We start from the raw sequence: 26,340 nt of genomic DNA, 5'->3' as shown, positions 1-26,340 counted from the left end.
GGCTTTTTTCTTGCCTGTTATGGCGCTATGAAGCTCAGCCTGCCAGCGCGAGGGGGATGGCAGGCATCGCGAACACGAAGTGGGTTCCGTGCGCGGCATCGGATTCCACCGACAGCGTGCCGTTGTGTGCCTTGGCGATTTCCGCGGCGATATACAGCCCCAGTCCGAGGCCGGGACGCGGCTGGTCGCCGGCCTCGCGCGAGAACGGAGTAAACAGCTTGCCCAGCTTGTCCGGGGCGATCACCCCGCCGTTGTGGACCTGCAGCACCAACCCGTTGGCGTCGGTTTCGATATCCAGCGTGATCGGCTGGTCCGGCGCGCCATGCACGGCCGCATTGGTCAGCAGGTTGGCCAGCAGCTGCGACAGACGGTCGGCATCACACAGCAGCGGTGCATCCGCGGCGATCGTCGCGATGATGTCGCTGCGCCCGGTCGCGCCGGCGACCTCGTGCACCACCTGCATCAGCTGCGCGGCCACGTTGGCATCGTAGGTGAGCGCCACCGGGATGCCGCCACCGAGCCGGCCGCGGGCGAAATCCAGTACATCCCTCACCAGTCCGTCAATGCGGGTGATGCTGTCACGTACGCGGGTCAGCAGCATGCCGCCGCGTTCGGTATGCGGTTCGAACTCCAGCATCTCGGTCGCCATGCTGGCCGCCTGCAGCGGGCTGCGCAGGTCGTGGCCGAGCACCGCGATGAACTGGTCGCGCAGCACGGCGGTGTCGTTGGCCGCCGACAGATCGGCCACCGCCTGCTGCAGCCGCTGTTCGGTGTGCAGGTAGTTGCCGATCAGTTCGGCGAACAGTTCCAGCGACCGCACCACCTGGACCTCGTCGAATGTCGCCGGCGCCGAGTCGATCGCGCACAAGGTGCCGAAGAAGCTGCCGTCGGGACGGAAGATCGGCACCGATACGTAGCTTTCCAGCCCGTACAGGCGCGGGGTGTGGTGGCTGGCGTAGTGCGGATGCTCGCTGGCATGTCCGAAAATCACCGGCTGTGGGGCCTGGCGGATCTCGTTGCAGATGGTCGTTTCCAGCACCAGCTGCCCGCCCACGCCGAGGCCGAAGCCCAGCGTGTCGTAGGTGGCGCAGGCGACCCAGTGGCTGTCGGTGACCCGGGCGATGGCGGCGAAGCGCGAGCCGGTGATGTGGGCCACGGTTTCCAGGATCCGCGGCACCGCCGCGATGGCGCCGATGTGGGCGATGTCCTGGGCGATGTCTGCGCCCAGCGGGGCGTCGGCCGGCTGCTGCATGCGATGCTCGCCTCCTCGGCGGGCGGATTCATGGCGGGCATCATGGGAGGTGGGGCGTGCCGGCCTGTGCAACCCATTCTAGGCCAAGCGGCGGCAGCGTATCGCACCCGCCCTACCCAAGACCGCCTCGCGCCTGCGACAATACCCGGCTAGACCAGCGAAAGTGGCGGAATTGGTAGACGCCCTGGATTTAGGTTCCAGTGCCTTAACCGGCGTGGGGGTTCGAGTCCCCCCTTTCGCACCATGGTCCGGCCACCCCGCCAGCTGCGCGTTTCATGCGCGCGCCCGCCTGACCGACCCCCGCTGGCAGTGCCGCCCGTTATCGTCCAAACTAAAGGGCTGCGGCGGGCATGCGTGTCAACGCCGTCGCGTCCGAACAACCGTTTCGTCCATCACATCGAACCGGGGGCCAGCAGGGCCGCCGGTGGCAGGAGTCAACATGCAAGCTTCGATCGAATCCACCGGCAACCTGGAACGCCGCCTGAGCTTCTCGCTGCCGGAAGATCGCCTCAACACCCATATCAGTGGTCGTCTGGGCGAAATCGCCCGCACCACGCGCATCAAGGGTTTCCGCCCGGGCAAGGTGCCGGCCAAGGTGATCGAGCAGCGCTTCGGCGCGCAGGTCCGTGGCGAAGCCGTCGACGGCCTGCTGCGCGAAACCTTCGACGCGGCCATCCGCGAACACGCCCTGCGCGTGGTCGGCAGCCCGCGCATCGACAAGGGTGAGCAGGGCGAACTGTCGTTCGTGGCCACCGTCGAACTGGTGCCGGAGTTCGGCGAAATCGATGTTGCCAAGCTGAACGTGGTCCGCCACGTGGCCGAAATCGGCGATGCCGACATCGACCAGATGATCGAAAACCTGCGCCAGCAGCGCCGTACCTGGGCCCCGGTCAGCCGTGGCGCGCAGGAAGGCGACCTGGTCGCGCTGGAAACCTTCTCCCAGGCGGGCGATGAGCGCCTGCCGGCCGAAGGGACCGAAAAGGGCACGATCGTCATCGGCCAGAACATGATGTTCGAAACCATTGAAAAGGGTCTGGTCGGCCTGGCCAAGGGTGAAGAAAAGACCCTGGACGTCGAGTTCCCGGCTGATTGGCGCGTTGAAGCGCTGGCCGGCAAGACCGTGCAGGTCACCGTCAAGGTCACCGAAGTGTCCGAAGAGTCGCTGCCGGAAGTCGACGACGCCTTCATCAAGAGCTTCGGCGTCAAGGCCGGCGACGTGGAGCAGTTCCGCAAGGACATCCGCGCCAACCTGGAGCGCGAGCTCAAGGGCGCCCTGATGAACCGCCTGCGTCGCGAAGTCGGCGAGCAGCTGATTGCCGCTTACAGCTCGGTCGAACTGCCGCCGCGCCTGGTGGAAAACGAAGCCCGTGCGATGCTGGCCCAGCAGGTCGAGCAGATCCGTCGCAGCGGCCGTGATCCGGGCCAGGTGCCGGCCGACGCCCATGAAGGCTTCAAGGACGCGGCAGGCAAGCGCGTGCTGGTTGGTCTGCTGGTCGGCGAAGTGGCCCGCATCAACGACCTGAAGCTGGAGCCGAAGCGCCTGAATGAAACCATGCGCCTGATCGCTTCGACCTACGAAGAGCCGGAGCAGGTCATTGAGATGTACCGCAACGACCCCCAGCTCATGTCGGGTCTGCAGAACCGCGTGATGGAAGAGCAGGTGATCGACTGGATCGCCGAGCGCGCCCAGCACACCGAGGAAAAGCTGTCCTTCCAGGACGCGATCCGCGGCTGATTCCTGCACAACACCACACCCCGCGCCCCAGGGCGCGGGGGCGTTCCCCCCAACACAGGTGCCTCACGATATGGACAACCGAACCAAAGCCCTCAATCTGGTTCCGATGGTGGTCGAGCAGACCGCCCGCGGCGAGCGCGCCTATGACATCTATTCGCGCCTGTTGAAGGAGCGCCTGATCTTCCTCGTGGGCCCGATCGACGATCACATGGCCAACGTGGTGGTGGCGCAGCTGCTGTTCCTGGAAGCGGAAAATCCGGAAAAGGACATCAGCATCTACATCAACTCGCCCGGTGGCGTGGTCACCGCCGGCATGGCGATCTACGACACCATGCAGTACATCAAGCCGGACGTGGCCACCATCTGTGTCGGCCAGGCCGCCTCGATGGGTGCCCTGCTGCTGGCATCGGGCGCGGCCGGCAAGCGTTATGCGCTGCCGAATTCGCGCGTGATGATCCACCAGCCGCTGGGTGGCTTCCAGGGCCAGGCGACCGATATCGACATCCACGCCCGCGAGATCCTGACCCTGCGTGCGCGCCTGAACGAGATCCTGGCCAAGCACACCGGCCAGTCGCTGGAAACGATCGCCCGCGACACCGAGCGCGATAATTTCAAGAGCGCCGTCGAAGCGCAGGCCTACGGGCTGGTCGATCAGGTCCTTGAACGTCGCCCGGAAGAGTCGATCCAGGCGGGTTGATTACAGCAAAACAGTCGATTTTCCGACTGGACAAGCAGGGTCGGGCAGGGCTGGTGCCCTCTCGGCCCTGTGTTATTCTCGAATTGAACCCCCGTCGAACGGGTGGGGTAACCAGGTAAGCGAAGCATGAGCGAAGACCGACAAGGTCGTTCCACGGACAGCGGCAAGATCCTTTACTGCTCCTTCTGCGGCAAGAGCCAGCACGAGGTGCGCAAGCTCATTGCCGGTCCAAGCGTGTTCATCTGCGATGAATGCGTGGAGCTGTGCAACGACATCATCCGTGAAGAGCTCGAGGAAAAAGCGCAGTCGGCGCGCAGTTCGCTGCCCAAGCCGCGCGAGATCCTCGAAGTCCTGGACCAGTACGTGATCGGCCAGAAGCGCGCCAAGCGCACGCTTGCCGTGGCCGTGTACAACCATTACAAGCGCATCGAGAGCCGGCAGAAGAACGACGAGGTCGAACTGGCCAAGTCGAACATCCTGCTGGTCGGCCCGACCGGTTCGGGCAAGACGCTGCTGGCTGAAACCCTGGCCCGCCTGCTCAACGTGCCGTTCACCATGGCCGACGCCACCACGCTGACCGAAGCCGGTTACGTGGGCGAAGACGTGGAGAACATCATCCAGAAGCTGCTGCAGAAGTGCGACTACGACGTCGAGAAGGCACAGCAGGGCATCGTCTACATCGATGAAATCGACAAGATCTCGCGTAAGAGCGAGAACCCGTCGATTACCCGCGATGTGTCCGGCGAAGGCGTGCAGCAGGCCCTGTTGAAGCTGATCGAAGGCACCGTGGCCAGCGTTCCTCCGCAGGGTGGACGCAAGCACCCGCAGCAGGAATTCCTGCAGGTGGACACCAAGAACATCCTGTTCATCTGTGGCGGCGCGTTTGCCGGCCTGGACAAGGTGATCCAGCAGCGTTCCACCGAATCGGGCGGTATCGGTTTCGGTGCGAAGGTGAAGTCGTCCGAGCGCAAGCAGGAAATCGGCAAGCTGCTGGCGGAAGTGGAGCCGGAAGACCTGATCAAGTTCGGCCTGATTCCGGAATTCGTGGGCCGCCTGCCGGTGGTCGCGACCCTGGAAGAGCTGGACGAAGCGGCGCTGATCACCATCCTGACCGAGCCGAAGAACGCCATCACCAAGCAGTTCAAGAAGCTGTTCGAGATGGAGAACGTCGAGCTGGAGTTCCGTCCCGACGCGTTGGCCGCCATTGCCCGCAAGGCGCTCAAGCGCAAGACCGGTGCCCGTGGCCTGCGTACCATCGTGGAATCGGTGCTGCTGGACACCATGTACGAGCTCCCCTCGCAGGAGAACGTCAGCAAGGTGGTGGTGGATGAGTCGGTCATCGAACACAAGTCCGAACCGTACCTGATCTACCAGACCCCGCCAGCACCTGAACAGAAGGCCGCTGGCGCTGAATGATTCTTTCAATCGCTTGATTTGAAAGTATTTTTTAGCAGCGTCTTGCATCCTTGCGCCGATGGCCCCATAACGGGGCCATCGGCTTTTTTGTCTCTGGCCCCGCTGGAGCCGGAGAGGCGTATCCCCCCTTCCTGGAGCCCCCATGGCCCGTTCCCCAACTGAGACTCTCGACCTGCCGGTACTGCCGCTGCGTGACGTGGTGGTGTTCCCGCACATGGTCATCCCGCTGTTCGTCGGCCGTGACAAGTCCATGCATGCGCTGGAAAAGGCGATGGAAGCGGACAAGCGCATCCTGCTGCTGGCGCAGAAGTCGGCCGAGACCGACGATCCGCAGGAAGCCGACCTCTACCAGGTCGGTACCCTGGCGCAGGTGCTGCAGCTGCTGAAGCTGCCTGATGGCACCATCAAGGTGCTGGTGGAGGGTCTGTCGCGCGTACAGGTCAGCCAGGTCGGCGAGCGCGATGGCGCGCTGCAGGGCACCGCGGTGGAGATCCAGGCCGAAGACGGCCGCGAAGCGCGCGAGATCGAAGCGATCGCCCGTTCGCTGATGTCGCTGTTCGAACAGTACGTCAAGACCAACCGCAAGCTGCCGCCGGAGCTGCTGCAGACCCTGGCCGGCATCGAAGAGCCCGCGCGCCTGGCCGACACCATCGCCGCGCACATCAGCGTGCGCCTGGCCGACAAGCAGCGCCTGCTGGAAGTGCTGCCGGTAGGCGAGCGCCTGGAGATGCTGGTGGGCCTGGTCGATGGCGAAATCGACGTGCAGCAGATGGAAAAGCGCATCCGCGGCCGTGTGAAGTCGCAGATGGAAAAGAGCCAGCGCGAGTACTACCTCAACGAACAGATGAAGGCCATCCAGAAAGAACTGGGTGACCTGGACGACGCGCCGGGCGAGCTGGAAGAGCTGGCCCGCAAGATCGCCGAAGCCGGCATGCCCAAGCCGGTGGAAACCAAGGCCAAGGCCGAACTGACCAAGCTCAAGCAGATGTCGCCGATGTCGGCCGAGGCGGCCGTGGTGCGCAACTACCTGGACTGGATCCTGGGCGTGCCGTGGAAGAAGCGCACCAAGGTGCGCAAGGACCTGAAGGTCGCCCAGGACACCCTGGACGCCGACCATTACGGTCTGGAGAAGGTCAAGGACCGCATCCTGGAATACCTGGCGGTGCAGTCGCGGGTGAAGCAGATGAAGGGTCCGATCCTGTGCCTGGTCGGGCCGCCGGGCGTGGGCAAGACCTCGCTGGGCCAGTCCATCGCCAAGGCCACCAACCGCAAGTTCGTGCGCATGAGCCTGGGCGGCGTGCGCGACGAGGCCGAGATCCGTGGCCACCGTCGCACCTACGTCGGTTCGATGCCCGGCCGGATCGTGCAGAACCTCAACAAGGTGGGCAGCAAGAACGCGCTTTTCCTGCTGGATGAGATCGACAAGATGTCGATGGACTTCCGCGGCGATCCGTCGTCGGCGCTGCTGGAAGTGCTGGACCCGGAACAGAACAACTCCTTCAACGACCATTACCTGGAAGTGGACCTGGACCTGTCCGAGGTCATGTTCGTGGCCACGTCCAATTCGCTGAACATTCCCGGCCCGTTGCTGGACCGCATGGAAGTGATCCGCATCCCCGGCTATACCGAGGATGAGAAGCTCAACATCGCCATGCGCTACCTGGTGCCCAAGCAGATCAAGGCGGCCGGCCTGAAGCCGGAAGAGCTGGAAATCGAGGGTGCGGCGATCCAAGACATCGTGCGCTACTACACGCGCGAATCCGGCGTGCGCAGCCTGGAACGCGAAATCGCCAAGATCTGCCGCAAGGTGGTCAAGGAGATCGCGCTGGCCGGTCCGGCCGGCCTGCCCAAGCCAAAGGCGGTGAAGGGGAAGAAGGCGAAGAAGGGCGCGCTGGTGCTGGTGGACGGCAGCAACGTGGACAAGTATCTGGGCGTGCGTCGCTTCGACTTCGGCCGCGCCGAAGAAGAAAACGAGATCGGCCTGGTGACGGGCCTGGCATGGACCGAAGTCGGCGGCGACCTGCTGCAGATCGAATCCACGCTGGTGCCGGGCAAGGGCCAGCTGATCCTGACCGGCCAGCTGGGCAACGTCATGAAGGAGTCCGCTTCGGCCGCGCTGTCGGTGGTGCGCTCGCGTGCGGTGCAGTTCGGTATCGATGCCGCCTTCCTGCAGAAGCAGGACGTGCACGTGCACGTGCCCGATGGTGCCACCCCCAAGGATGGCCCCAGCGCCGGCGCGGCGATGGTCACCTCGCTGGTGTCCATCCTGACCAAGGTGCCGGTGCGCGCCGATGTGGCGATGACCGGCGAGATCACCCTGCGCGGTCGCGTCACGGCCATTGGCGGCTTGAAGGAAAAGCTGCTGGCGGCACTGCGTGGTGGCATCCGCACGGTCATCATCCCGGAAGAGAACCGCAAGGATCTTGCCGACATCCCGGCCAACGTCACGCGTGATATCGACATCATCCCGGTGAAGTACATCGAGCAGGTGCTCGACCTGGCACTGGAGCGTCCGCTGACGCCGAAGAAGGCGCGTAAGACTGCGCAGCGCGTCACTGTTCGCAGCAAGGCCAAGACACCTTCCGCCACGCGCGTCAAGCACTGAAGCGCGTACCGCAAACGGCCGAAACCCGCGTCATTGCTGGGTTTTCGGCTTGCGCGGGTGTAGGGCCACTGGTATAAAAGCAGCACTCGCGAATCAGCTGCATCCAATTCGCTGAACCGATCCAATTTGCCGTCGTGCATGCTGCAACGAACGATGGCGTCCCTGGCTAATCCGCGGGTCCCCCGCAATAAGGAGCTGTAGAGAATGAACAAGACCGAATTGATCGACGCCGTTGCCGAGACCGCTGACCTGACCAAGGCAGAGTCCGCTCGCGCTGTCGATGCCGTCGTTGCTGCCGTCACCAAGGCACTGAAGAGCGGTGATGCTGTGACGCTGGTCGGCTTTGGCACCTTCCAGGTCCGTGACCGCGCTGCCCGCACCGGCCGCAACCCGAAGACCGGCGACACCATCGCGATCGCTGCTTCGAAGAATCCGTCGTTCAAGGCTGGTAAGGCCCTGAAGGATGCTGTAAACTAAGCGGCTCGCTGGGGTGCTTAGCTCAGCGGTAGAGCGTCTCCTTTACACGGAGAGGGTCGGGGGTTCGAAACCCTCAGCACCCACCACAGCACCGCGGTAAAGTTTGAAATGTGGAGCGGTAGTTCAGCTGGTTAGAATGCTGGCCTGTCACGCCGGAGGTCGCGGGTTCGAGTCCCGTCCGCTCCGCCATTTTCAACGAGGCCTCCGGGTTCACCCTGGGGGCTTTGTTTTCTCCACCGCTTCGGCGGAAGGGAAGACAAAAAGTTTTGCAGCACGGAGCGGTAGTTCAGCTGGTTAGAATGCTGGCCTGTCACGCCGGAGGTCGCGGGTTCGAGTCCCGTCCGCTCCGCCACTGCAGATTTGGTAACACCTTGTGAAAAACTTCTAAAAAAAGTGTTCATGAGGCTGGGCAATCAGACGATCTTCGGATAGAATGAGCGCCTGCAAAGTTTCAACGCGGAGCGGTAGTTCAGCTGGTTAGAATGCTGGCCTGTCACGCCGGAGGTCGCGGGTTCGAGTCCCGTCCGCTCCGCCACGATTGAAGAGCCCCTGGTGAAAACCAGGGGCTTTTTTTATGCCTCGCGTCCGGCCCCGCTGCGCCCCGCGTGGCACCTGCTTTGGAGCCTGCGCCTGAAGCGGGTTACACTGCGCGGCTCGCCACCAAGGCCATGATTTTTCCCATGCTGCAGAAACTTCGCGACAAGACCTCGGGCTGGATCGTCACCGTGATCCTGGGGCTGCTGATGATCCCGTTCCTGTTCGTCATCGATAGCAGCTACCTCGGTGGCGTCGGTGCGCAGAACGTGGCCAAAGTATCGGCACCGCCGTCCTGGTGGTCCTCGGCACCGTCCTGGTGGCCGGCCCGCCTGCTGTGGAAGCACCACGAAATCACGTCGCAGGAATTCCGCGAGCGCTTCGAGCAGGAGCGTGCCCGCGTGCGCCAGCAGCAGGGTGAAGACTTCGATCCGCGCGCCTTTGAAAGCGCCGAGAACAAGCTCGCCGTGCTCGACCAGCTGATCGACGAACAGGTCGTGCGCCTGGCTGGCGAACAGTCCGGCGTGGTGATCGGCGATTCCGCGGTACGCGAATACATCGCCACCATCCCGGCCTTCCTTGGCCCCGATGGCAAGTTCAACGGCGACCAGTACCGCATCGCGCTGGCCAGCGGCAACCCGCCGCGCACCCCGGCGATGTTCGAACAGCTGGTGCGCACCAGCCTGCAGCAGTCGATCATTCCCAGTGCGCTGCAGAACTCCGGCTTCGTCACCGAAGCCGAGACCGAGCGCCTGCTCAAGCTGCTGGGTGAAACCCGCGACGTCGAAATCGCCATGCTGCCCGAGCAGCCGGCCGACACCGCACCGGTCACCGATGCGCAGATCAAGCAGTGGTATGACGCGCACACCAAGGACTTCCGCCAGGCCGAGTCGGTCAAGCTGGAATACGTGGAAATCAACGGCGCCACGCTGCCGGCACCGGCCGCGCCGGACGAAGCCAGCCTGCGCAAGCGCTACGACGAAGAGAAGGCACGCTTCGCCACGCCGGAACAGCGCCTGACTTCGCACATCCTGATCAGCACCGGCGACGGCGCTGAAGCCAAGGCCGCCAAGCTGGCGGCCGACGCCAAGGCGGCAGGCGCCGACTTCGCCGCGCTGGCCAAGGCCAACTCCGATGACACCGGGTCCAAGGAGCAGGGCGGCGACCTGGGTTGGGTCGATCGCGGTGCGATGGTCAAGCCGTTCGAAGATGCCGTGTTCGCAGCCAAGGCCGGCGACATCATCGGCCCGGTCAAGACCGACTTCGGCTACCACGTGATCCAGGTGCGCGAAGTGCGCGGTGGTGAGGGACGTTCGTTCGAAGACGTGCGCGACCAGCTGATGGCCGAGCAGACCAAGGCTGATGGCGAGCGCGGTTACACCGAGCTGGCCGGCCGCGTGGTCGATGCGACCAACAAGAGCCCGAGCGACCTGGCCGCTGCCGCCAAGGCGGTGAACCTGCCGCTGCAGACCGTCGGTCCGTTCACCCGCCAGGATGCCACCGGCATCGCCGCCAACCCGGCCGTGCTGCGCGCTGCGTTCTCCGACATCCTGGTACAGGACGGCACCTCCAGCGATCCGATCGCGCTGGACGAATCGGGTAACCACAGTGTGGTGATCCGCGTGGCCGAACATACCCCGGAGCAGGCCATCCCGCTGGAAAAGGCGCGCGAGCAGGTGATCGCCGCCGTGCACGCCGACCGCACCCGCCAGGCCGCCGAGAAGGCCGCTGATGCGCTGCTGGCCAAGCTGAAGGGCGGCCAGACGCTGCAGGCGCTTGCTGAAAGCGAGAAGCTGCAGGTCAGCCCGATGCCGGGCCTGCCGCGCACCCAGCCGGTGCCGACCGCGGAGATCAACCGTGCGGTGTTCGGTGCGGCGCTGCCGGCCGAAGGCAAGCCGAGCTACGGCAAGGTGGACGTGCAGGGTCGTGCGGTGGTGTTCGCGGTGACCAAGGTCACCCCGGGCGACGTCAAGGAAGTGACCGCCGAACAGCGCCAGCAGCTCAAGCAGCAGCTGAGCCAGATCGACGGCATGGCCGCGGCCGACGCCTTCATCAAGTCGACCCGCAAGCGTTTCGTCGTCCAGACCACCGAAGCCAACCTGTAACGGTTGGCCGCGGCGGCGAACAAAAAGCCCGGCACTGCCGGGCTTTTTGTTGCGCGTCCCCTCGGTAGCGCCAAGCCATGCCTGGCGTTGATGCCTGATGCAACGGCCCGCTGCGCTCGCCGACCATGGGTCGGCGCTACCGAAGCACATTGCCGATCGGTAGCGCCAAGCCATGCCTGGCGTTGATGCCTGATGCAACGGCCCGCTGCGCTCGCCGACCGTGGGTCGGCGCTACCGAAGCACATTGCCGACCGGTAGCGCCGAGCCATGCTCGGCGAACACCGAAGCACGTTGACGATCAGTCTTCGACGCGCAGCACCGCGCCGGGCTTCAGCACGGCCTTGCCGCTGAGGCCGTTCAGGCTGAGCAGCGCCTTGACCGGCATGCCGTAGCGGCGCGCGATGGTCCACGGCGATTCGCCGTTGCGCACGGTATGGCGGCGGTTGCGCGGGCGGTCTGCCGCGCTGGCCACGCTGCGTGCTGCGGCCGGCGCAGGCTGGGCCGACGCAACGGCGACGGCTGGCATCGCGGCCTCATCCAGGCTGGCCACCATCGCCGACGCATCCACGGCAGGCGTGTTGACCGGTGCCAGCAGTCGCACCGGGGCGCTCTGCGGACGGCCACGGCCGCTGGCGGCCGGGTTCAGTCGGGCAATCCGCGCCGGGTCCAGCGAACGCTGGGCCGCCCATTGCTGCACGCTGGTGCCGGCCGGCAGGGTGTGGCTCTTCAGCACCGGCACGGTGCGGTCCAGCGAGGCCATCACCGACGGCTGCTCTTCCGCGTTTTCCAGCACGCAGGCCAGGGCATGCAGCTTTTCAACATAGGCGTGGGTGACCGGCGAAAGGCCCGGCAGCTCCGCCGGCACCGCATTGGTGGCATTCATGCCGGCCTTGCGCAGGCCCTGCAGCACACGGTACTCGCCGGCGTTGTAGGCCATGGTGGCCAGGCGCCAGTCGCCGCCGAACATCCCGTGCAGGGTCTTCAGGTAGCGCACCGCGGCCTGGGTGGAATCCACCGCCGACAGACGGCCGTCATAGCCTTCGCTCATGGGCACGCGGTGGTTGCGCGCGGTGGTGGCGATGAACTGCCACAGGCCGGCCGGACCGGCCGCGCTGCGCGCGCTCGGGCGGTAGCCGCTTTCCACGAACGGAATCAGGGCGAACTCGGTGGGCAGGCTGGCTTTGCGCAGTTCTTCCACCACGTAGCCGAACAGCACCAGCGCATCATCGTTCTGGTTGGCCAGCCGGGCCGGCGCATGGGCGAACTGTTTCTGCCAGCGCGGGCTGGTGGCCTCCGCATCGCAGGTCGGTTCAGCCAGGCCTTCGCGGAAGCTGGCGAAGATGTCCTGGCCGTTGCGCACGCTGGGGGCCGGCAGGGTCGACGCATCCAGCGGCAAGGCGGCGGCGCCGGCCAGGTTCTGGGACAAGCCCGCGCCCAAAGACTGCGCGTTGGCGGTTCCGGCAAGCCCCAGCATGATCCCCAGGGCGAGCGATGTACTTCGGCGCCTCATGCGCGAAAGCCGTCTTTCCAGTGCCGAAGTCCGGCCATCACCTCGACATCGTCGGTGATCTCCCGCCCCAGATGAGCCGACACCGCCGCACGGATGGGCGCGGTGTGGGTACGCAGGAACGGATTGCTTCGTAATTCGTCTGCCAACAGCACGGGCAGGGTAGAGCGGTCATCGCGGCGCATGGCCAGTGCCTCCTCATGGCGCTGCCTCAGGGCAGCGTTGGCGGGGTCGACATGCCGCGCGAAGACGGCATTTGACACGGTGTATTCGTGGGCACAGCAGACAAGCAGCTGGGCCGGCAGGGACGCCAGGCTGCGCATGGTGGCGAGCAGCTGGGACGGCGTACCTTCGAACAGGCGCCCACAGCCCAGGCTGAACAATGCATCTCCACTGAAAAGGTGTTCATCAGTGTGAAACGCGACATGGCTGAGGGTGTGCCCGGGCACGGATACTACGTGGAACGTCCGCCCCACTGCCTGAACGCGTTCACCATCGGCTACGCGCTCGGTCGCCATCGGAATGCGCGGTTCCTCTGGCGCAATCACCCTGATGCCGGGAAAACGCGCCTGCAGCGCGCTGACACCGCCGATGTGGTCATCGTGGTGGTGGGTGAGCAGGATCGCCTGTGGCCGCAGTCCGGCCTCGACCGCAGCCAGCACCGGCGCAGCATCGCCGGGATCGACGACCACGGCCGCGCCGTCGTCGCCGGCCAGGCACCAGATGTAATTGTCCGCCAATGCGGGCAGGGCAGTGAGTCGCATAGAATCGGACCATGCCCGCGCTGCAGAGCCTCCGTCAAGCGACACCCGAAACGTGGTTCGACAGCGAACCGGCGCAGCTGCTGTATCAGCTGGAGCAGCAGCTGCTGCTGCCGCAGCTGGCCGGACTGCCCGCGCAGCCGTGGTTGTGGATCAGCCCCAGCCCGCGTTGGCTGCAGGGCGCGGCGCTGGGCGGGCGTGGCCTGCGGCTGTACCGCGACGGCACCGGGTATGCCGGTGAAGCGCGCTGCGCGCTGCCGTTGCCGCTGCCCAATGAAAGCGTCCACGCCATCGTGCTGCAGCACGTGACCGCTGCCGATGCGGCGCTGCTGCTGGCCGAGTGTGATCGCGTGCTGATGCCCGGCGGCAAGCTGTTCCTGAGCAGCCTCAACCCGTTCAGCCCCTACCGCACCCAATGGCGGCGGCATGGCATGGTGGTGCGCACCCCGCAGCGCCTGCGCCAGCTGCTGGAGCGGGTCGGCCTGGAATGCGGGCCCACCCGTTACATCGGCCCGCTGTGGCCGTCCGGCGCTGGCGGCGGCACAATGGCGCCGCTGCGCGCGGCGTGTCTGTTCAGCGCCGAAAAGCGCACGTTTGCCTTGCCGGGGCCCACGCCCCTGAAGGTACGCTGGCAGGGGCCGATCGCCACCCCCGGCATGACCCGTTCGATCCTGGAAACGCATGAAAACCATTGAAGTACACACCGACGGCTCCTGCCTCGGTAACCCTGGCCCGGGCGGCTGGGCGGCCCTGCTGCGCTACAAGGCGCACGAACGCGAACTGAGCGGCGGCGAGCCCAACACCACCAACAACCGGATGGAGTTGATGGCTGCCATTTCCGGCCTGGAAGCGCTGAGCGAACCCTGCCAGATCGTGCTCTTCACCGATTCGCAGTACGTGCGCCAGGGCCTGACCGAGTGGCTGCCCGGCTGGATCCGCAAGAACTGGAAGACCGCCGGCGGTTCGCCGGTGAAGAACCGCGAACTGTGGGAGCGCCTGCACGCGGCGACCCTGCGCCACCAGATCGACTGGCGCTGGGTGAAGGGCCACTCCGGCGACCCGGACAACGAACGCGTGGACGTGCTGGCGCGTGAAGCGGCCACCCGGGTGCGCGACACCGGCATGGCGGTAAACTGAGCCCATGCGTCAGATCATCCTGGATACCGAAACCACTGGCCTGGCCTGGCAGAAAGGCAACCGCGTCGTTGAAATCGGCTGCGTGGAGCTGTTCAAGCGCCGCCCCAGTGGCAACCATTACCACCAATATCTCAAGCCGGACGTCGACTTCGAACCCGGCGCGCAGGAAGTCACCGGGCTGACCCTGGATTTCCTGGCCGACAAGCCGGACTTCGCGCAGGTGGCCGAAGCCTTCCTGGCCTTCATCGACGGCGCCGAGCTGATCATCCACAACGCGGCCTTCGACCTGGGCTTCCTGGACAACGAACTGTCCAAGCTGGGGCCGCAGTTCGGCAAGATCACCGACCGCTGCACCGTGGTGGATACGCTGGCGCTGGCGCGCGAGCGCTTCCCCGGCCAGCGCAATTCGCTGGATGCGCTGTGCAAGCGGCTGGGCGTGGACAATTCGCACCGCCAGCTGCACGGCGCGCTGCTCGATGCGCAGATCCTCGGCGATGTGTATATCGCGCTGACCTCCGGCCAGGACGACCTCGGTTTCGACCTGGGCGAAGAGGGCAGTGCGGCGGCGCTGGCGCTGGCGGGGTTCGACCCGGCCAAGCTGTTGCCGCGCCCGCGCGTGCAGGCCACCGCATCGGAACTGGAAGCCCACGCCGCGCGCCTGGAGCGCCTGCGCAAGAAGGCCGGCCACGCGCTGTGGGATGGCCCGAAGCAGGAAGAGGCCGCCGTCGCCTGACGCCCGGCGTCGGCACTGCCCATCGCTGACCGCTGCCTCAGTGGCAGCGCACCAGCACTACGGTGATGTTGTCCGAACCGCCGCCATCCAGTGCGGCGGCCACCAGCGAATCCACGCATTCCTGCGCGCTGGTGTCATCGAAGGCCAGCGTGCGGGAAATCCCGCTGTCGTCCAGCTCTTCGGTGAGCCCGTCGCTGCACAGCAGCAGCTGCATGCCCGGGCGCAGCTCGCCGGCGGTGGTGGCCACGTTCAGATGCGCCGGATCGGTCACCCCCAATGCCTGGGTGACCACGTTGCGATGCGGGTGCGCGCGCGCCTGTTCCGGGGTCAGGTTGCCCTGTGCCAGCATCTCCTGCACCACGCTGTGGTCCTGGCTGAGCTGGGCCAGCTGGCCGTCGCGCCACAGGTAGGCCCGGCTGTCGCCGACCCACGCCACTTCGTAGCGGTTGCCCTGCACGCGGGCGGCCACCACGGTGGTGCCCATCGGCAGGCTGTCGTTGCGGCGGCGCGAGGCACGGATGATCTCCTCGTCCGCGGTGCGGATGGCCTGGGCCAGTGGCGCGCCGCGGCGGATCTCGCGCACGATGGTTTCGCGTGCCAGCGCACTGGCCACCTCGCCACAGGCGTGTCCGCCCATGCCATCGGCGACCAGCCACAGTGCCAGCTCACCGTCCCCGTAGTAGGTGTCTTCGTTCAGCGCGCGGCGCAGGCCGGGGTGGGTCAGGTGTCCGAATTCGATCATGGGGGAGCGCGCAGGAAAGGGGGATGCAGCAGGGAGAACGCCATCATCGCGGTGGGGCGGACATCCGACAAGCCGCGAAGTCAGCGCAGTTTCACTTTCTTGCTGGTGATGGCTTGTGAATATCCGCGCATCCTCGTATCATGCGCGTCCCCGGTACGCCGGGGGAACCGGAGAGGTGGCAGAGCGGTTGAATGTACCTGACTCGAAATCAGGCAGGCGTTTATAGCGCCTCGGGGGTTCGAATCCCCCCCTCTCCGCCAGACAAAAAGAAAAGGGCCACCCCACGGGTGGCCCTTTTCTTTTTGCCTGCCGAGAGCGGGCAGGAGAGACCCCCCGCGGGGTTCGACGGTTCTGCAGGAGCAGAACCGGACAGCCGCAGGCTGGCCCCGAAGCGCAGCGCCCCGCATTTACCAGCCCACCATCCGCCGCGCGCTATCATCTCCCTCTGCTTCCAGAGAGTGCTCCCATGACCGCTGAAATCCTCGTCCCCGTCGCCTTCGGCGAACTGCTCGACAAGATCTCCATCCTGCAGATCAAGTCCGAGCGCATCAGTGACGAGGCCAAGCTGGCCAACGTGCGCACCGAGCTCTCCGCGCTGGAAAAGACCTGGATGGCCCACCCGGCCGGCGGCAAGGACGTGGCCCAGCTGCGAGCCGAGCTGAAGGCCGTCAACGAAGAACTGTGGGACATCGAAGACAACATCCGCCTGCAGGACAAGGCCGGTGACTTCGGTGATGCCTTCGTCGCGCTGGCGCGCAGCGTCTACCTGCGCAACGACGAACGCGCGCGCATCAAGAAGGCGATCAACCTGGCGCTGGGTTCGGCGTATGTGGAAGAGAAGTCATACAAGGACTACCGCGCTGGCTGACAGCCCGGGTAGTGATGGCCGCTGGCCGTCATGCTTCCAGGGTGACGGCCAGCGGCCGTCACTACCGGGCCGTCACTATCGGTCGGCGGCGTAGCGTTCGAAGGCAGCGATACCGTCCTCCACGGTGATCAGTTCCATCACGTCGTCGAACTCGATCTTGGTACCCCATTTCAGCGCGCTGGCCGGCTTGCCCAGGTACTTGCGCGCCGCATCGTCATAGCGGTCCACGCAGTAGCGGCGGTCCGAATACGGCCCACTGCGATGCGGATTGCTGGCCGCATGCAGGCCCAGCACCTTGGTGCCCATCGCGTTGGCGATGTGCATCGGCCCGGAATCCGGGGACATCACCAGCGCCGCGCGGGCCAGCAGGGCCGGCAACTGCTTCAGCGTGTCCTTGCCGACCAGGTCCAGCGCCGGCTGCACCATCTGGGCCTGGATGGCATCGGCGGTGCGCCGTTCCAGTTCGCTCCGGCCCCCGCACAGCACCACCCGCCACCCGCGCGCGCTGGCGTGGTTGGCCACCGCGGCGTAGCGCTCGGCATACCAGTTGCGGCGCTCATGGCTGGAACACGGGGAGATCATCAGCACCGGCCGCCCATCGTCCTGCCACTGCGCCTGCGCCCAGGCATGCGCCTGGTCCGGTACCGCCAGGTCCCAGCTGACCTCGGTCTGCTTCAGGCCCAGCGGCTCGCAGAAGCTGCCGATGGCATCCAGCACATGGATGCCGGGGCGGTCCGGGATGCGTTCGTTGATGAACAGCCCATGCAGATCCTTGGAGCGGCTGCGGTCATAACCGATCCGGCGACGGGCGGGTATGAAGGCCGACAACACGTTGGCCCGGAACGCCACCTGCATCTGCAGCAGGGCATCGAAGCGCTCGGCCGGAAGCTCCGCGCGCAGGGCCTTCATGCCCGCCAGCCCGGTCTTCTTGTCGTAGGCGTGGAAGGTCACTCCGGGCAGCCCGTCCAGCAGTTTCAAGCCGACCTTGTCGATCACCCAGTGGATCGGGATGCCCGGCCGCGCGGCCTGCAGCGTGCGTACCAGCGGCACGACATGGGTCACGTCGCCCAGCGCGGACAAACGCAAAAGGCACAGGGAAGGGGACGGTGATGCCATGGTGTTGTTAGACTCGAAGGAATGGTCGCATTCGACGCCAATGAAGCGCTGACGCCTTGCCGTGATGGTCGCGGTATGGGTGCCATTCTGTTCGACCGCGAACGGCTGCGGCAAGCCGACGCCAGTCTGTTCTCGCCCCAGCACTGGGGAGAGCGGGCGCGGCCGGTGGGCGAGGGCGGCCGCGGCAGTGCCTGGTTCATCGACGCGCCGTTCGGCCCCAGCGTGCTGCGGCACTACCTGCGCGGTGGCCTGGTGGCCAAGCTGAGCCGCGACAGGTACCTGTGGCGCGGCTCGCAGCACACCCGCAGCTTCGCCGAATTCCGGCTGATGCGTACCCTGCGCGAACTCAAGCTGCCGGTGCCACGGCCCATCGCCGCGTATTACATGCGCGAAGGCCTGCGTTACCGCTGCGCGATCCTGATGGAGCGCATCGAAGACGTCCGTTCGCTGGCCGACCGTGCCCTGGTCGCCGGCCGCGGCGCGCCGTGGGAAGAGACCGGCCGCCTGATTGCGCGCTTCCATCGCGCCGGGCTGGACCACGCCGACCTCAACGCGCACAACATCCTGTTCGATGGCAACGGGCATGGTTGGCTGATCGATTTCGATCGCGGCGTGCAGCGCATCCCGGCCACCGCCTGGCGCGAGCGCAATCTCAAGCGCCTGCTGCGTTCACTGCTGAAACTGCGCGGCGAGCGCAGCACCGATGACGTGGAAAAAGATTTCGCCCGCCTGCGCCGTGCCTACGACCTGGCGTGGAACCGGGGAACCTGATGGACTGGTCGCTGCGTTTCCTCGGCGTCGGCAATGCGTCGGCGGTGGAGCTGGGTTCGCCGATGTCGGTGATCGAACGCGATGGCCGGCCGTGGCTGACCATCGACTGCGGCGGCGAAGGACTGACCGCGTTCCAGGCGCACTACGGCCACATGCCGCAGGCGCTGTTCGTCACCCATGTGCACCTGGACCACGTCGCAGGCTTCGAGCGCCTGTTCGTGGATACCTTCTTCAGCGCGCAGCGCCGCGGCAAGGTGCGGCTGTATGTGCCGGCGCCGGTAGTGCCGCTGCTGCACAGGCGCATCGGCGATTACCCGAACGTACTGGCCGAGGGCGGCGCCAACTTCTGGGATGCCTTCCAGCTGATCGTGGTCGGTGATGCGTTCTGGCACGAGGGGGTGCGGCTGGAGGTATTCCCCGCGCGCCATCACTGGCCGGAGACGGCCTATGGGCTGCGCCTGAAAGGCGCGCTGACCTGGAGCGGGGATACCCGCCCGATCCCGGAAATGCTTGCGCGCTTTGCCGATGACAACGAACTGATCGCCCATGACTGCGGCCTGCACGGCAACCCTTCGCACACCGGCGTGGATGACCTGGAGCGCGAATACAGCGCGGCACTGCAGGCGCGGATGATGCTCTACCACTACGCCAGCGTGGCCGACGGCGATGCAATGCGCGCGCGCGGCCACCGCGTTGCGATGCCGGGCGAATGCGTGCCGCTGGCAGCGCCGACGGCGATGCAGGCGCCCTGACGCGCGCTACAAACAGGTAGCGCCGAGCCGTGCTCGGCAGCGGGATTTTTCCGGGATTGCAGGAACTGACGCAGGCCGCGCTTCGCGCTCGCCAAGCATCGCTATGCCGGTCTTCCTGACCGGCACCCTTCGGGCCGTCGCAAGCGACGTTGGCAGCGGCTCCTGCCGCAGCCTTCGGCGCTGCACGGGTGGGGCTGAAAAGGTGGCGACCCCGCCGGCTGACCTCGGCGCCCGCGTCGATCGATACCGTTGCTGCCTTCCGGCCCTGGCGGGATTTTCGATCTAGCGTCGCGAGGGGCCGACGGGGCCACCATAGAGACGTGGTCACCTTGCTGGCGACCTGTCACGGCCATGGGACGCAGCGCGAAGCGCCTGGAACCCGGTCCGGACTGCACATCGCTGGGGGATGGCAGGCGCGCATTCTAGCGCATGCGTGCCTGCGTTAGCCAGCAGATTGCACTGAATGAGCTGTAACCCGGACGCCTGCAGGAGGGCCGTCGCAGGGTGGCCTTGCTAGAATCCACCCCGGAGGAACGGCCTCCCCCATACCGGGTTGAAATGTCCAGGACGGCCTGGCCCCTGCAAAGGAGGCCGCCATGGCCTGGATCTATCTTCTGTTCGCCGGCCTGCTGGAAATTGTCTGGGCCGTTTCGATGAAACAGTCCGAAGGCTTCAGCAAGCTCACCCCCACGCTCATCACGCTGGTCGGCATGATTGCCAGCTTCTGGCTGCTGGCCGTGGCCATGCGCAGCCTGCCGCTGGGCACCGCGTATACCATCTGGACCGGCATCGGCGCGGTCGGTGCATTCGTGGTGGGCATCGTGTTCCTGGGCGAGCAGGTCAGTGCGATGCGCATCGGCGCGGCCGTGCTGATCGTGTGTGGACTGGTGCTGATGAAGCTTTCCAGCAGTTGATGCGCGACAAGGTGATGGCGGGGCGTCACGCGCTCCGCTTCACCACCGCAAGCAGGGTCTGCAGCAGTTCGTCGCAGGCCTGCGCCTTGCTGATATCGGCATCGGCTGCGGCCTGCGACAGCGTATCGGCAGCGCCGAGCACCGCCCACATGCCGGCAGCCGTAACTCCTCCCGGGCCTGCGAAGGGAGCAAAAATGCGCTGGCATTTTTCGATGAACGCCTGCTGGTAGCGGCGCCTCACCGCCTGCAGTTCCGGTGAGCCGCCCAGCGCGGCGACGACCGCGGAGATCTCCTGTCCCTGGGTCAGCACGCACTCGACGTAGCTGGTGGCAACCACGCGCGCTTTTTCCGGCAGCGTGGCGCGCGCCGCATCGACGGCGGAATCGAACACCACCGTCTGCCTCACGTCGTAATCTTCGTACAGCGCGGCCAGCAGGCCATTGCGGGTGCCGAAGTGATCGTAGGCGACCGGCTTGGTGACACCCGCCGCCTCGGCCAGCCGCGCCAAGGTCAGTTGGTCGGTGCCTTCTTCGCTGATCAGCGCCCACGCCACATCAAGCAGTTGGCGTGTGCGTTGTTCGCGCGGCAGGCGACGGCGCGCACTCGGCGTGGTGGCGGCAGGATGCTTTGACAACGACTCAATCCTCGGGGTGGGCGATGCGGCGTCCAATCGCAAAAGCAGTGTCCAGGTGCGCGGCCGGGAAGCCGGGATCCGATGCGAGCAGGCGCGTAGAACCGGCAACCGTCGCACCACAGTAGTCGAAAATGCCGTGGTCGATCTGGGTCGTCATGGCCTTGGCATAGCCGTGGCGTTCGATCATCCCTGCGTCGGCGCCGCCATTGGCGACCAGGTGTACCCGCAGGCGCTGCAGTTTCTTCAGCACCTTTCCGTCGGGACCCTCGTCGTAGGCCCAGCCGTTGGTGAAAACACGGTCGATCCAACCTTTCAGCAGCGCGGGGAACGACCACCAGTAAAGGGGGTAGACCAGCAACAGCGTATCGGCGCGGTCCAGCCGCTCATGTTCCCTGGCCACGTCATCGGGGGCGGCGCCGCGCTTTTCGAAATGGGCGATGTCGGCCGTGTTGAACACCGGGTCAAAGCGTTCCGCGGACAGGTCTGCGATCTCGACGCTGGCGGTGGGATCGGCGTGCATGATGCCCTCTGCCACCCGCTTGGCAATGGCGTGGGTGAGAGCGTCCGGATTGGGGTGGGGAACCACGATGAGCGTGTGCATGGATAGCCTTCAGTTGGTTACGGTAAGTAACTTACTATAAGTATATATCAACGCCACCACAGCCCCGCTGGTGGAACGCTGCAAGCTCATCCGGCCCCGGTTTTGCGCGCAATAGGACGGTAGCCCTGCCATTCCGGGCGCGGCGGCTTGCCGGATCCGTTGGGCCGCAGATGCACGTGCAGCTCGCCGAATGCGCCGAGGGCCAGGCAGTTGTCGACCTCGCGCAGGTCATCCTTGTGCAGTTGCCGTGCGCCCTGCAGCAGGCTGCGCCGCGCCTTCGCCTTGGCGCCTGCGGCATCGGCTGCCACGAACAGGCCGAACGCGTGCAGTTCGGCCAGGCTGTCCGCGCGATAGCCGCCCATGTTGACGAAGAACAGCGTGAGTCCGGACGGGTCGGGCCCGGGCGCGAGATGCACGTCGAAGCCGTCGGCCCAGTCGATGACGCTGTAGCCGTCCAGGTGCAGGCTGCCGGGGTCGCCGAACCAGGCGTCGCGCAGGGCAGGGTAGGCGTCCTGCACGCGCCGCACGGCAGCGAATTGCACGTCGTGCAGTTCGATGTTGGCGCGGCCTGCGGTGCCGCCGACGTAGAACTGGTAGAGCCTTGGGCTGGACGTCGGGTCAGGGGGCATGCAGTACACGGAGGGGAAGGGCTGGCCAGCGTAGCAAGGCCGGTGTGGCAGGACACAACGCGTTGTTCGCAGGATGCCAATGCACGCGCAGGTAGTGTCGGGTGATCACCCATTACGCGAGGACTGCCGATGCTGTTTTCACCCGATACCGCCCTGCAGCGCCGCGCGCCGACCCACCACCTGCTGCACATCGCCGGGTCGGCAGCGGCGCTGTGCCTGATGACCGCGTGCACGGCACAGGCGCCGGCGCCTGCGGCCCCCGTTGCAGCGGACCCTGCACCCGTGGCGGCCGATGGCGGGCATCCAGCCGACACAGCGGCCCCGGCGCCGGAGCGCCCGATGGACGAGGTGCCGCGCGAGGAGGCGACCGCGTCGGGCGAGCGTTCCTACCGCTTCTCCAACGGCTGCGTGGTGGTGGTCGAAGCCAAGCGGGCGGTGGTCAAGCAGGAGGGGCCGCAATGCCAGTCGCACCATCGGGACATCGCGCTGTTGTACGCGTCGGGGGATTGAGGGCTGCGCCAGGGGCCAGCCCGCGGCTGTCCGGATCTGCTCCTGCAGATCCGTCGAACCCGGGGGCTTCTCATCTGCCGCTCTGTCCACCAGGCAAATAAAAAGGGCCGCCCGATGGGCAGCCCTTTTCATTTGTCTGGCGGAGAGAGGGGGATTCGAACCCCCGAAGCGCGGTTTAGACGCTTACACACTTTCCAGGCGTGCTCCTTCAACCGCTCGGACACCTCTCCGGATTCCCCTGCGGAACGACAATGCCGTTGCAGGGGCCGCAGATTCTAGCTGGCTGCGCGGCAGGACACAAGGCCCTGCAGTTGCCGACGTAGGGGGCTGGACAGGCGTGGCACAATGGTCGTCCTGATGAAGACGGTGGCCTGATGTCCTATCTCGTCCTTGCCCGCAAGTGGCGTCCAAAGCGTTTTGCCGAGCTGGTGGGCCAGGAACACGTGGTCCGCGCGCTTACCAATGCGCTGGACAGCGGTCGCGTGCATCACGCTTTCCTGTTTACCGGTACCCGCGGGGTGGGCAAGACCACCATCGCGCGAATTTTCGCCAAATCGCTGAACTGCGAACAGGGCACCAGTGCTGATCCCTGCGGCCAGTGTCCGGCCTGCCTGGACATCGATTCCGGCCGCTACATCGACCTGCTGGAAATCGATGCGGCGTCCAACACCGGCGTGGACGATGTCCGCGAAGTGATCGAAAACGCGCAGTACATGCCCTCGCGCGGCAAGTACAAGGTCTACCTGATCGACGAAGTGCACATGCTGTCCAAGGCGGCGTTCAATGCGCTGCTGAAGACGCTGGAAGAGCCGCCGGAGCACGTCAAATTCCTGCTGGCCACCACCGATCCACAAAAGCTGCCGGTGACCGTGCTCAGCCGCTGCCTGCAGTTCAACCTGAAGCGTCTGGACGAAGACCAGATCCAGGGGCAGATGACCCGGATCCTGGCGGCGGAAGAAATCGAAGCCGACGACAGCGCCATCGTGCAGCTGTCCAAGGCCGCCGATGGCAGCCTGCGCGACGGGCTGTCCTTGCTCGACCAGGCCATCGCCTACGCCGGCGGTGCGCTGCGCGAGGACGTGGTGCGCACCATGCTGGGCACGGTGGATCGCACCCAGGTGGCGGCCATGCTCGACGCGCTGGCCGAAGGCGATGGCCAGCGCCTGCTGAAGGTGGTCGCCGCGCTGGCAGAGTTCTCGCCGGACTGGAGCGGTGTGCTGGAAGCGCTCGCCGATGCCCTGCACCGGATCCAGGTGCAGCAGCTGGTGCCGGGCGCCATTGCCGCCGATGGCCTGGACCTGGGCGGCTTTGCGGCGCGGGTGCGTCCGGAAGTGGTGCAGCTCTGGTACCAGATGGCCCTCAACGGCCGCCGCGACCTGCCGCTGGCGCCGAGCCCGCGCGCCGGTTTTGAAATGGCCGTACTGCGCATGCTGGCGTTCCGTCCGGCCGCTGCCGTGCCGCCGGTACCGCGTGCGTCGGAAGGGGGCGAAGGCCTGCAGTCGGGGAGCTCGACAGGATCGGCCAGCGGCTCGGCGGGTTCGACCGGCATTGCCGCCGCAGCGGGTGTTGCCGCACCGGCGCCTGTTGCCGAAGCCAGCGTGCAGGCCGCAGCGCCCAAGCCCGGTCCTCTGCCGGACACCACGCCGGTGGAAGATCCCGAGCCGGCGCCGCCGGCACCGGTGAAAGATCCACCGCCGGCGTCCAACGAACCGGATCTGCCGCCGTGGGAGATCGAGGCGGCCGATGACAGCGACCAGCGCGACGACGCACTGGCGGCCGAACTGGCCGGTCCGGATGCGGCCATGCTGGCGCCGTGGCAGCCGCCTGCCGAACCGGCACCGCACGCAGCACCCGCCGTTGCGGTGGTGGCACCGCCGAAGCCGTTCCGCGCCGAAGGCATCGATATCACGTCCACCGCCAAGGGGGCCGAAGCAGCTGCTCCGGGCGGTGCGTCGGTGGCGCTGGCCTGCGCCGAAGACTGGCTGGAACTGGTCGCCGCCAGCGGCCTGAGCGGGCCGTCGCGCCAGCTTGCGGCCAACGCGGCGTTCATCAGTTTCCAGCACGGGGTCTTGAAACTGGGGCTGTCGCCCGGATTTGAGTACCTGAGTTCCGAACGCGCGCTGGGCGCGCTGTCGGAAATGCTGGGCAAGGCGCTGGGTTCGCCGCCGAAGATCGTGGTCGATGCCACGCAGGCGCCGGCCGAGACCCTGCACCAGCGATCGGACCGTCAGCGTGGTGAACGCCAGCAGGCGGCCGAGGCGTTTTTCATGGCCGATCCGGAAGTGCAGGTGCTGATCCAACAGCACGGCGCGCGGCTCGTGTCCGATTCCATCCGTCCCTTTGAAGAGTAAAGAACCATGCGCGGCAATATCGCCCAGATGATGCAGCAGGCCCAGAAGATGCAGGAGAACCTGCAGAAGGCCCAGGAAGAAATCGCCAAGCTTGAAGTCACCGGAAGTGCCGGCGGTGGCATGGTCAGCGTCACCCTCACCGGTGCCAAGGAGTGCCGCAAGGTGCGCCTGGATCCGTCGCTGCTGGGCGACCAGGAAATGCTGGAAGACCTGGTGGCCGCAGCCTTCAATGATGCGTCCAACAAGATCGATGCCGAGTCGAAGACGAAGATGGGTTCGGCCACGGCCGGCATGCAGCTGCCCCCGGGCATGAAACTGCCGTTCTGATGCAGCGCAGCCGGGCATGGCCCGGCTCTACCCGAGCCGAATGATGTCCGCACCCCTGCTTGACCAGTTGATCGAAGCGCTGCGCGTGTTGCCCGGCGTGGGCCAGAAGACCGCCCAGCGCATGGCCTACCACCTGCTGGAACGCGAGCGCGAGGGCGGCCAGAAGCTGTCTTCGCTGCTTGCGCAGGCGATGGAGCGCATCGGCCATTGCGCGCAGTGCCGCGATTTCAGTGAAAGCGAGCTGTGCGCGACCTGTGCCAACAACAGCCGCGAGCGCAGCCAGTTGTGCGTGGTGGAATCCCCTGCGGACCGCCTGGCCATCGAGAATGCAACCGGCTTCCGTGGCGTGTACTTCGTGCTGCAGGGTCGGCTGTCGCCGCTCGATGGCATCGGCCCGCGCGAACTGGGGCTGGAGCTGCTCGGCCAGCGGCTCGATGCCGGCGAGATCACCGAGATGATCATCGCCACCAGTGCCACCGTCGAAGGCGAAGCCACTGCGCATTACCTTGCCCAGCTCGCGCGTGCGCGGCAGGTGCGGCCGAGCCGTCTCGCGCAGGGCCTGCCGCTGGGCGGCGAGCTGGAGTTCGTCGATCGTGGCACGCTGTCGCACGCCTTCGGTACGCGCAGTGAAGTGCGGGAATGAGGGAAGGCGTGCCGCCCACGCGCGGCACTTACCAACAGAGGCGATACCCATGACCAGTGAAACGCTCTTCAGCAAGATCATCCGCCGCGAAATCCCGGCCACCATCGTTTACGAAGACGAGGAGGTCCTGGGCTTCAAGGACATCGCGCCGCAGGCGCCGGTGCACGTGCTGTTCATTCCGAAGAACGAGGTCATTCCCACCCTGGACGATGTCACGCCAGGGCAGGCGCACCTGATCGGCAAACTGGCCTTGGCCGCTGCGCAGTACGCGCGTGAGCAGGGGCTGGCTGAAGACGGTTACCGCATCGTCATGAACTGCCGCGAGCACGCCGGGCAGACCGTGTTCCACATCCATCTGCACCTGCTGGCCGGCGCCCCGCTGGGCCACTTCGGCGCGCCGGGCCAGTAACCCGCGCGACCGCTTCTGCGCTTTCTTTCGTCGCGGCCGCGCGACCTTCGGTAGCGCCGACCCATGGTCGGCGGATGCGGGGGGTGAGGGATCTGATGGTTCCCGCCGACCATG

At 66.1% G+C, this 26,340-nt stretch carries 26 protein-coding genes, 7 tRNA genes and 1 other RNA gene; 24 read left to right on the top strand and 10 right to left on the bottom strand.

The annotated features are described in order from the left end of the window. Positions 1-34 precede the first annotated feature (34 nt). Positions 35-1,252, bottom strand: coding sequence for a GAF domain-containing sensor histidine kinase (locus ABB28_RS01830; protein ID WP_057506979.1), 1,218 nt, complete (start codon positions 1,250-1,252; stop codon positions 35-37). Between the two features lie 157 nt (positions 1,253-1,409). Between ABB28_RS01830 and ABB28_RS01825 the strand changes: the two genes are divergently transcribed. The 11 genes from ABB28_RS01825 (at position 1,410) to ABB28_RS01775 (ending at position 10,821) form a co-directional block, all read left to right on the top strand. After that, positions 1,410-1,496, top strand: a tRNA-Leu gene (locus ABB28_RS01825). Between the two features lie 195 nt (positions 1,497-1,691). After that, positions 1,692-2,987, top strand: a complete 1,296-nt coding sequence (tig, locus tag ABB28_RS01820; RefSeq protein WP_057506978.1) for a trigger factor — start codon at positions 1,692-1,694, stop codon at positions 2,985-2,987. A gap of 70 nt (positions 2,988-3,057) precedes the next feature. Beyond that, complete coding sequence (gene clpP, locus ABB28_RS01815) at positions 3,058-3,684, top strand: ATP-dependent Clp endopeptidase proteolytic subunit ClpP (protein ID WP_042613348.1); 627 nt, start codon at positions 3,058-3,060, stop codon at positions 3,682-3,684. Positions 3,685-3,810: 126 nt separating this feature from the next. Then, positions 3,811-5,100, top strand: a complete 1,290-nt coding sequence (gene clpX / locus ABB28_RS01810) for an ATP-dependent Clp protease ATP-binding subunit ClpX (protein ID WP_042613349.1) — start codon at positions 3,811-3,813, stop codon at positions 5,098-5,100. Positions 5,101-5,242: 142 nt separating this feature from the next. Continuing rightward, positions 5,243-7,705 (top strand): endopeptidase La, encoded by a 2,463-nt coding sequence (gene lon / locus ABB28_RS01805; RefSeq protein ID WP_057506977.1) that lies wholly within the window; start codon positions 5,243-5,245, stop codon positions 7,703-7,705. Between the two features lie 204 nt (positions 7,706-7,909). Next, entirely contained in the window at positions 7,910-8,182 is a 273-nt protein-coding gene (locus tag ABB28_RS01800) for an HU family DNA-binding protein (RefSeq protein WP_042613351.1), read from the top strand. 11 nt (positions 8,183-8,193) lie between these two features. Beyond that, positions 8,194-8,268 (top strand) — tRNA-Val (locus ABB28_RS01795). A gap of 26 nt (positions 8,269-8,294) precedes the next feature. Next, a tRNA-Asp gene (locus ABB28_RS01790) sits at positions 8,295-8,371 on the top strand. A gap of 86 nt (positions 8,372-8,457) precedes the next feature. Continuing rightward, positions 8,458-8,534 (top strand) — tRNA-Asp (locus ABB28_RS01785). 106 nt (positions 8,535-8,640) lie between these two features. Continuing rightward, positions 8,641-8,717: transfer RNA gene (locus ABB28_RS01780), tRNA-Asp, on the top strand. Between the two features lie 145 nt (positions 8,718-8,862). Beyond that, positions 8,863-10,821 carry a peptidyl-prolyl cis-trans isomerase gene (locus tag ABB28_RS01775; RefSeq protein ID WP_057506976.1) on the top strand — a complete coding sequence of 653 codons (1,959 nt, stop codon included), beginning with the start codon at positions 8,863-8,865 and terminating at the stop codon, positions 10,819-10,821. A gap of 298 nt (positions 10,822-11,119) precedes the next feature. Here the strand turns inward: ABB28_RS01775 and ABB28_RS01770 are convergent, their stop codons facing one another. Further along, complete coding sequence (locus ABB28_RS01770; RefSeq protein ID WP_057506975.1) at positions 11,120-12,331, bottom strand: lytic transglycosylase domain-containing protein; 1,212 nt, start codon at positions 12,329-12,331, stop codon at positions 11,120-11,122. After that, a complete protein-coding gene (gene gloB / locus ABB28_RS01765) occupies positions 12,328-13,092 on the bottom strand; it encodes a hydroxyacylglutathione hydrolase (protein ID WP_057506974.1) in 765 nt (254 codons plus the stop codon). Before gloB ends, ABB28_RS01770 begins: the two co-directional genes overlap by 4 nt. A gap of 11 nt (positions 13,093-13,103) precedes the next feature. Between gloB and ABB28_RS01760 the strand changes: the two genes are divergently transcribed. From ABB28_RS01760 to dnaQ, 3 genes are read left to right on the top strand one after another with little or no spacing between them, the layout of a single operon-like run. Beyond that, on the top strand, positions 13,104-13,784 hold the full coding sequence (locus ABB28_RS01760) for a class I SAM-dependent methyltransferase (RefSeq protein ID WP_057506973.1): 681 nt from the start codon (positions 13,104-13,106) through the stop codon (positions 13,782-13,784). Further along, positions 13,771-14,226, top strand: coding sequence for a ribonuclease HI (rnhA, locus tag ABB28_RS01755; protein ID WP_057506972.1), 456 nt, complete (start codon positions 13,771-13,773; stop codon positions 14,224-14,226). The genes ABB28_RS01760 and rnhA overlap by 14 nt, the downstream gene beginning before the upstream one ends. A 4-nt stretch (positions 14,227-14,230) precedes the next feature. After that, complete coding sequence (dnaQ, locus tag ABB28_RS01750; protein ID WP_057506971.1) at positions 14,231-14,959, top strand: DNA polymerase III subunit epsilon; 729 nt, start codon at positions 14,231-14,233, stop codon at positions 14,957-14,959. Between the two features lie 37 nt (positions 14,960-14,996). On the opposite strand, the gene ABB28_RS01745 is transcribed toward dnaQ, so the two are convergent. Further along, positions 14,997-15,701, bottom strand: a complete 705-nt coding sequence (locus ABB28_RS01745) for a PP2C family protein-serine/threonine phosphatase (RefSeq protein ID WP_057506970.1) — start codon at positions 15,699-15,701, stop codon at positions 14,997-14,999. Positions 15,702-15,870: 169 nt separating this feature from the next. On the opposite strand from ABB28_RS01745, the gene ABB28_RS01740 reads away from it, so the two are divergent. Beyond that, positions 15,871-15,961 (top strand) — tRNA-Ser (locus ABB28_RS01740). A 206-nt stretch (positions 15,962-16,167) separates the two neighbouring features. Further along, on the top strand, positions 16,168-16,569 hold the full coding sequence (locus ABB28_RS01735; RefSeq protein ID WP_057506969.1) for a DUF6165 family protein: 402 nt from the start codon (positions 16,168-16,170) through the stop codon (positions 16,567-16,569). A 75-nt stretch (positions 16,570-16,644) separates the two neighbouring features. Here ABB28_RS01735 and ABB28_RS01730 read toward each other — a convergent pair whose 3' ends face one another. Then, complete coding sequence (locus tag ABB28_RS01730) at positions 16,645-17,685, bottom strand: glycosyltransferase family 9 protein (RefSeq protein ID WP_057506968.1); 1,041 nt, start codon at positions 17,683-17,685, stop codon at positions 16,645-16,647. A 21-nt stretch (positions 17,686-17,706) separates the two neighbouring features. Here ABB28_RS01730 and ABB28_RS01725 point away from each other — a divergent pair, with 21 nt between their 5' ends. Both ABB28_RS01725 and ABB28_RS01720 read left to right on the top strand, forming a co-directional pair. Continuing rightward, positions 17,707-18,456 carry a 3-deoxy-D-manno-octulosonic acid kinase gene (locus ABB28_RS01725; protein ID WP_057506967.1) on the top strand — a complete coding sequence of 250 codons (750 nt, stop codon included), beginning with the start codon at positions 17,707-17,709 and terminating at the stop codon, positions 18,454-18,456. After that, positions 18,456-19,208 carry an MBL fold metallo-hydrolase gene (locus tag ABB28_RS01720; RefSeq protein ID WP_057506966.1) on the top strand — a complete coding sequence of 251 codons (753 nt, stop codon included), beginning with the start codon at positions 18,456-18,458 and terminating at the stop codon, positions 19,206-19,208. Before ABB28_RS01725 ends, ABB28_RS01720 begins: the two co-directional genes overlap by 1 nt. Before the next feature lie 208 nt (positions 19,209-19,416). Here the strand turns inward: ABB28_RS01720 and ffs are convergent. Next, positions 19,417-19,513: signal recognition particle sRNA small type (gene ffs, locus ABB28_RS17620), an RNA gene on the bottom strand. 291 nt (positions 19,514-19,804) lie between these two features. On the opposite strand from ffs, the gene ABB28_RS01715 reads away from it, so the two are divergent. Next, on the top strand, positions 19,805-20,122 hold the full coding sequence (locus ABB28_RS01715; RefSeq protein WP_042613365.1) for a DMT family transporter: 318 nt from the start codon (positions 19,805-19,807) through the stop codon (positions 20,120-20,122). Between the two features lie 25 nt (positions 20,123-20,147). Here ABB28_RS01715 and ABB28_RS01710 read toward each other — a convergent pair whose 3' ends face one another. The 3 genes from ABB28_RS01710 to ABB28_RS01700 all read right to left on the bottom strand — a co-directional run bounded on the left by ABB28_RS01710 (position 20,148) and on the right by ABB28_RS01700 (position 21,986). Then, entirely contained in the window at positions 20,148-20,756 is a 609-nt protein-coding gene (locus ABB28_RS01710) for a TetR/AcrR family transcriptional regulator (RefSeq protein ID WP_245625241.1), read from the bottom strand. A 4-nt stretch (positions 20,757-20,760) separates the two neighbouring features. After that, positions 20,761-21,357, bottom strand: coding sequence for an NAD(P)H-dependent oxidoreductase (locus tag ABB28_RS01705; RefSeq protein WP_057506965.1), 597 nt, complete (start codon positions 21,355-21,357; stop codon positions 20,761-20,763). Positions 21,358-21,443: 86 nt separating this feature from the next. Continuing rightward, positions 21,444-21,986: a DUF1543 domain-containing protein gene (locus ABB28_RS01700; protein ID WP_057506964.1), complete on the bottom strand. Its 543-nt coding sequence runs from the start codon at positions 21,984-21,986 to the stop codon at positions 21,444-21,446. Positions 21,987-22,115: 129 nt separating this feature from the next. Here ABB28_RS01700 and ABB28_RS18160 point away from each other — a divergent pair, with 129 nt between their 5' ends. After that, positions 22,116-22,496: a hypothetical protein gene (locus ABB28_RS18160; RefSeq protein WP_057506963.1), complete on the top strand. Its 381-nt coding sequence runs from the start codon at positions 22,116-22,118 to the stop codon at positions 22,494-22,496. A gap of 137 nt (positions 22,497-22,633) precedes the next feature. Here the strand turns inward: ABB28_RS18160 and ABB28_RS01690 are convergent. Continuing rightward, positions 22,634-22,726 (bottom strand) — tRNA-Ser (locus ABB28_RS01690). Positions 22,727-22,870: 144 nt separating this feature from the next. On the opposite strand from ABB28_RS01690, the gene dnaX reads away from it, so the two are divergent. The 4 genes from dnaX to ABB28_RS01670 are packed head-to-tail and all read left to right on the top strand — an operon-like array spanning position 22,871 to position 26,226. Further along, positions 22,871-24,847 (top strand): DNA polymerase III subunit gamma/tau, encoded by a 1,977-nt coding sequence (gene dnaX / locus ABB28_RS01685; RefSeq protein ID WP_057506962.1) that lies wholly within the window; start codon positions 22,871-22,873, stop codon positions 24,845-24,847. 6 nt (positions 24,848-24,853) lie between these two features. Beyond that, complete coding sequence (locus tag ABB28_RS01680; protein ID WP_057506961.1) at positions 24,854-25,174, top strand: YbaB/EbfC family nucleoid-associated protein; 321 nt, start codon at positions 24,854-24,856, stop codon at positions 25,172-25,174. Positions 25,175-25,217: 43 nt separating this feature from the next. Beyond that, positions 25,218-25,817, top strand: coding sequence for a recombination mediator RecR (recR, locus tag ABB28_RS01675; RefSeq protein ID WP_057507025.1), 600 nt, complete (start codon positions 25,218-25,220; stop codon positions 25,815-25,817). Positions 25,818-25,866: 49 nt separating this feature from the next. Then, positions 25,867-26,226: a histidine triad nucleotide-binding protein gene (locus tag ABB28_RS01670; RefSeq protein ID WP_057506960.1), complete on the top strand. Its 360-nt coding sequence runs from the start codon at positions 25,867-25,869 to the stop codon at positions 26,224-26,226. Positions 26,227-26,340: the final 114 nt, after the last annotated feature.

Origin of the sequence: Stenotrophomonas chelatiphaga (genome assembly GCF_001431535.1) — a bacterium.
GTDB lineage: Bacteria > Pseudomonadota > Gammaproteobacteria > Xanthomonadales > Xanthomonadaceae > Stenotrophomonas > Stenotrophomonas chelatiphaga.
This window is presented reverse-complemented; position numbering and strand designations above follow the sequence as displayed.

Bases quoted from the DNA above. Each gene is read 5' to 3' on its own strand.
- ABB28_RS01670 (WP_057506960.1), top strand. From the start codon at position 25,867: ATGACCAGTGAAACGCTCTTCAGCAAGATCATCCGCCGCGAAATCCCG.
- gloB (WP_057506974.1), bottom strand. From the start codon at position 13,092: ATGCGACTCACTGCCCTGCCCGCATTGGCGGACAATTACATCTGGTGC.
- clpP (WP_042613348.1), top strand. From the start codon at position 3,058: ATGGACAACCGAACCAAAGCCCTCAATCTGGTTCCGATGGTGGTCGAG.
- clpX (WP_042613349.1), top strand. From the start codon at position 3,811: ATGAGCGAAGACCGACAAGGTCGTTCCACGGACAGCGGCAAGATCCTT.
- ABB28_RS18160 (WP_057506963.1), top strand. From the start codon at position 22,116: ATGCTGTTTTCACCCGATACCGCCCTGCAGCGCCGCGCGCCGACCCAC.
- ABB28_RS01760 (WP_057506973.1), top strand. From the start codon at position 13,104: ATGCCCGCGCTGCAGAGCCTCCGTCAAGCGACACCCGAAACGTGGTTC.
- lon (WP_057506977.1), top strand. From the start codon at position 5,243: ATGGCCCGTTCCCCAACTGAGACTCTCGACCTGCCGGTACTGCCGCTG.
- ABB28_RS01680 (WP_057506961.1), top strand. From the start codon at position 24,854: ATGCGCGGCAATATCGCCCAGATGATGCAGCAGGCCCAGAAGATGCAG.
- ABB28_RS01715 (WP_042613365.1), top strand. From the start codon at position 19,805: ATGGCCTGGATCTATCTTCTGTTCGCCGGCCTGCTGGAAATTGTCTGG.
- ABB28_RS01770 (WP_057506975.1), bottom strand. From the start codon at position 12,331: ATGAGGCGCCGAAGTACATCGCTCGCCCTGGGGATCATGCTGGGGCTT.
- ABB28_RS01720 (WP_057506966.1), top strand. From the start codon at position 18,456: ATGGACTGGTCGCTGCGTTTCCTCGGCGTCGGCAATGCGTCGGCGGTG.
- ABB28_RS01735 (WP_057506969.1), top strand. From the start codon at position 16,168: ATGACCGCTGAAATCCTCGTCCCCGTCGCCTTCGGCGAACTGCTCGAC.
- ABB28_RS01775 (WP_057506976.1), top strand. From the start codon at position 8,863: ATGCTGCAGAAACTTCGCGACAAGACCTCGGGCTGGATCGTCACCGTG.
- rnhA (WP_057506972.1), top strand. From the start codon at position 13,771: ATGAAAACCATTGAAGTACACACCGACGGCTCCTGCCTCGGTAACCCT.
- ABB28_RS01745 (WP_057506970.1), bottom strand. From the start codon at position 15,701: ATGATCGAATTCGGACACCTGACCCACCCCGGCCTGCGCCGCGCGCTG.
- recR (WP_057507025.1), top strand. From the start codon at position 25,218: ATGTCCGCACCCCTGCTTGACCAGTTGATCGAAGCGCTGCGCGTGTTG.
- ABB28_RS01725 (WP_057506967.1), top strand. From the start codon at position 17,707: ATGGTCGCATTCGACGCCAATGAAGCGCTGACGCCTTGCCGTGATGGT.
- tig (WP_057506978.1), top strand. From the start codon at position 1,692: ATGCAAGCTTCGATCGAATCCACCGGCAACCTGGAACGCCGCCTGAGC.
- ABB28_RS01705 (WP_057506965.1), bottom strand. From the start codon at position 21,357: ATGCACACGCTCATCGTGGTTCCCCACCCCAATCCGGACGCTCTCACC.
- dnaX (WP_057506962.1), top strand. From the start codon at position 22,871: ATGTCCTATCTCGTCCTTGCCCGCAAGTGGCGTCCAAAGCGTTTTGCC.
- ABB28_RS01700 (WP_057506964.1), bottom strand. From the start codon at position 21,986: ATGCCCCCTGACCCGACGTCCAGCCCAAGGCTCTACCAGTTCTACGTC.
- ABB28_RS01730 (WP_057506968.1), bottom strand. From the start codon at position 17,685: ATGGCATCACCGTCCCCTTCCCTGTGCCTTTTGCGTTTGTCCGCGCTG.
- dnaQ (WP_057506971.1), top strand. From the start codon at position 14,231: ATGCGTCAGATCATCCTGGATACCGAAACCACTGGCCTGGCCTGGCAG.
- ABB28_RS01800 (WP_042613351.1), top strand. From the start codon at position 7,910: ATGAACAAGACCGAATTGATCGACGCCGTTGCCGAGACCGCTGACCTG.
- ABB28_RS01830 (WP_057506979.1), bottom strand. From the start codon at position 1,252: ATGCAGCAGCCGGCCGACGCCCCGCTGGGCGCAGACATCGCCCAGGAC.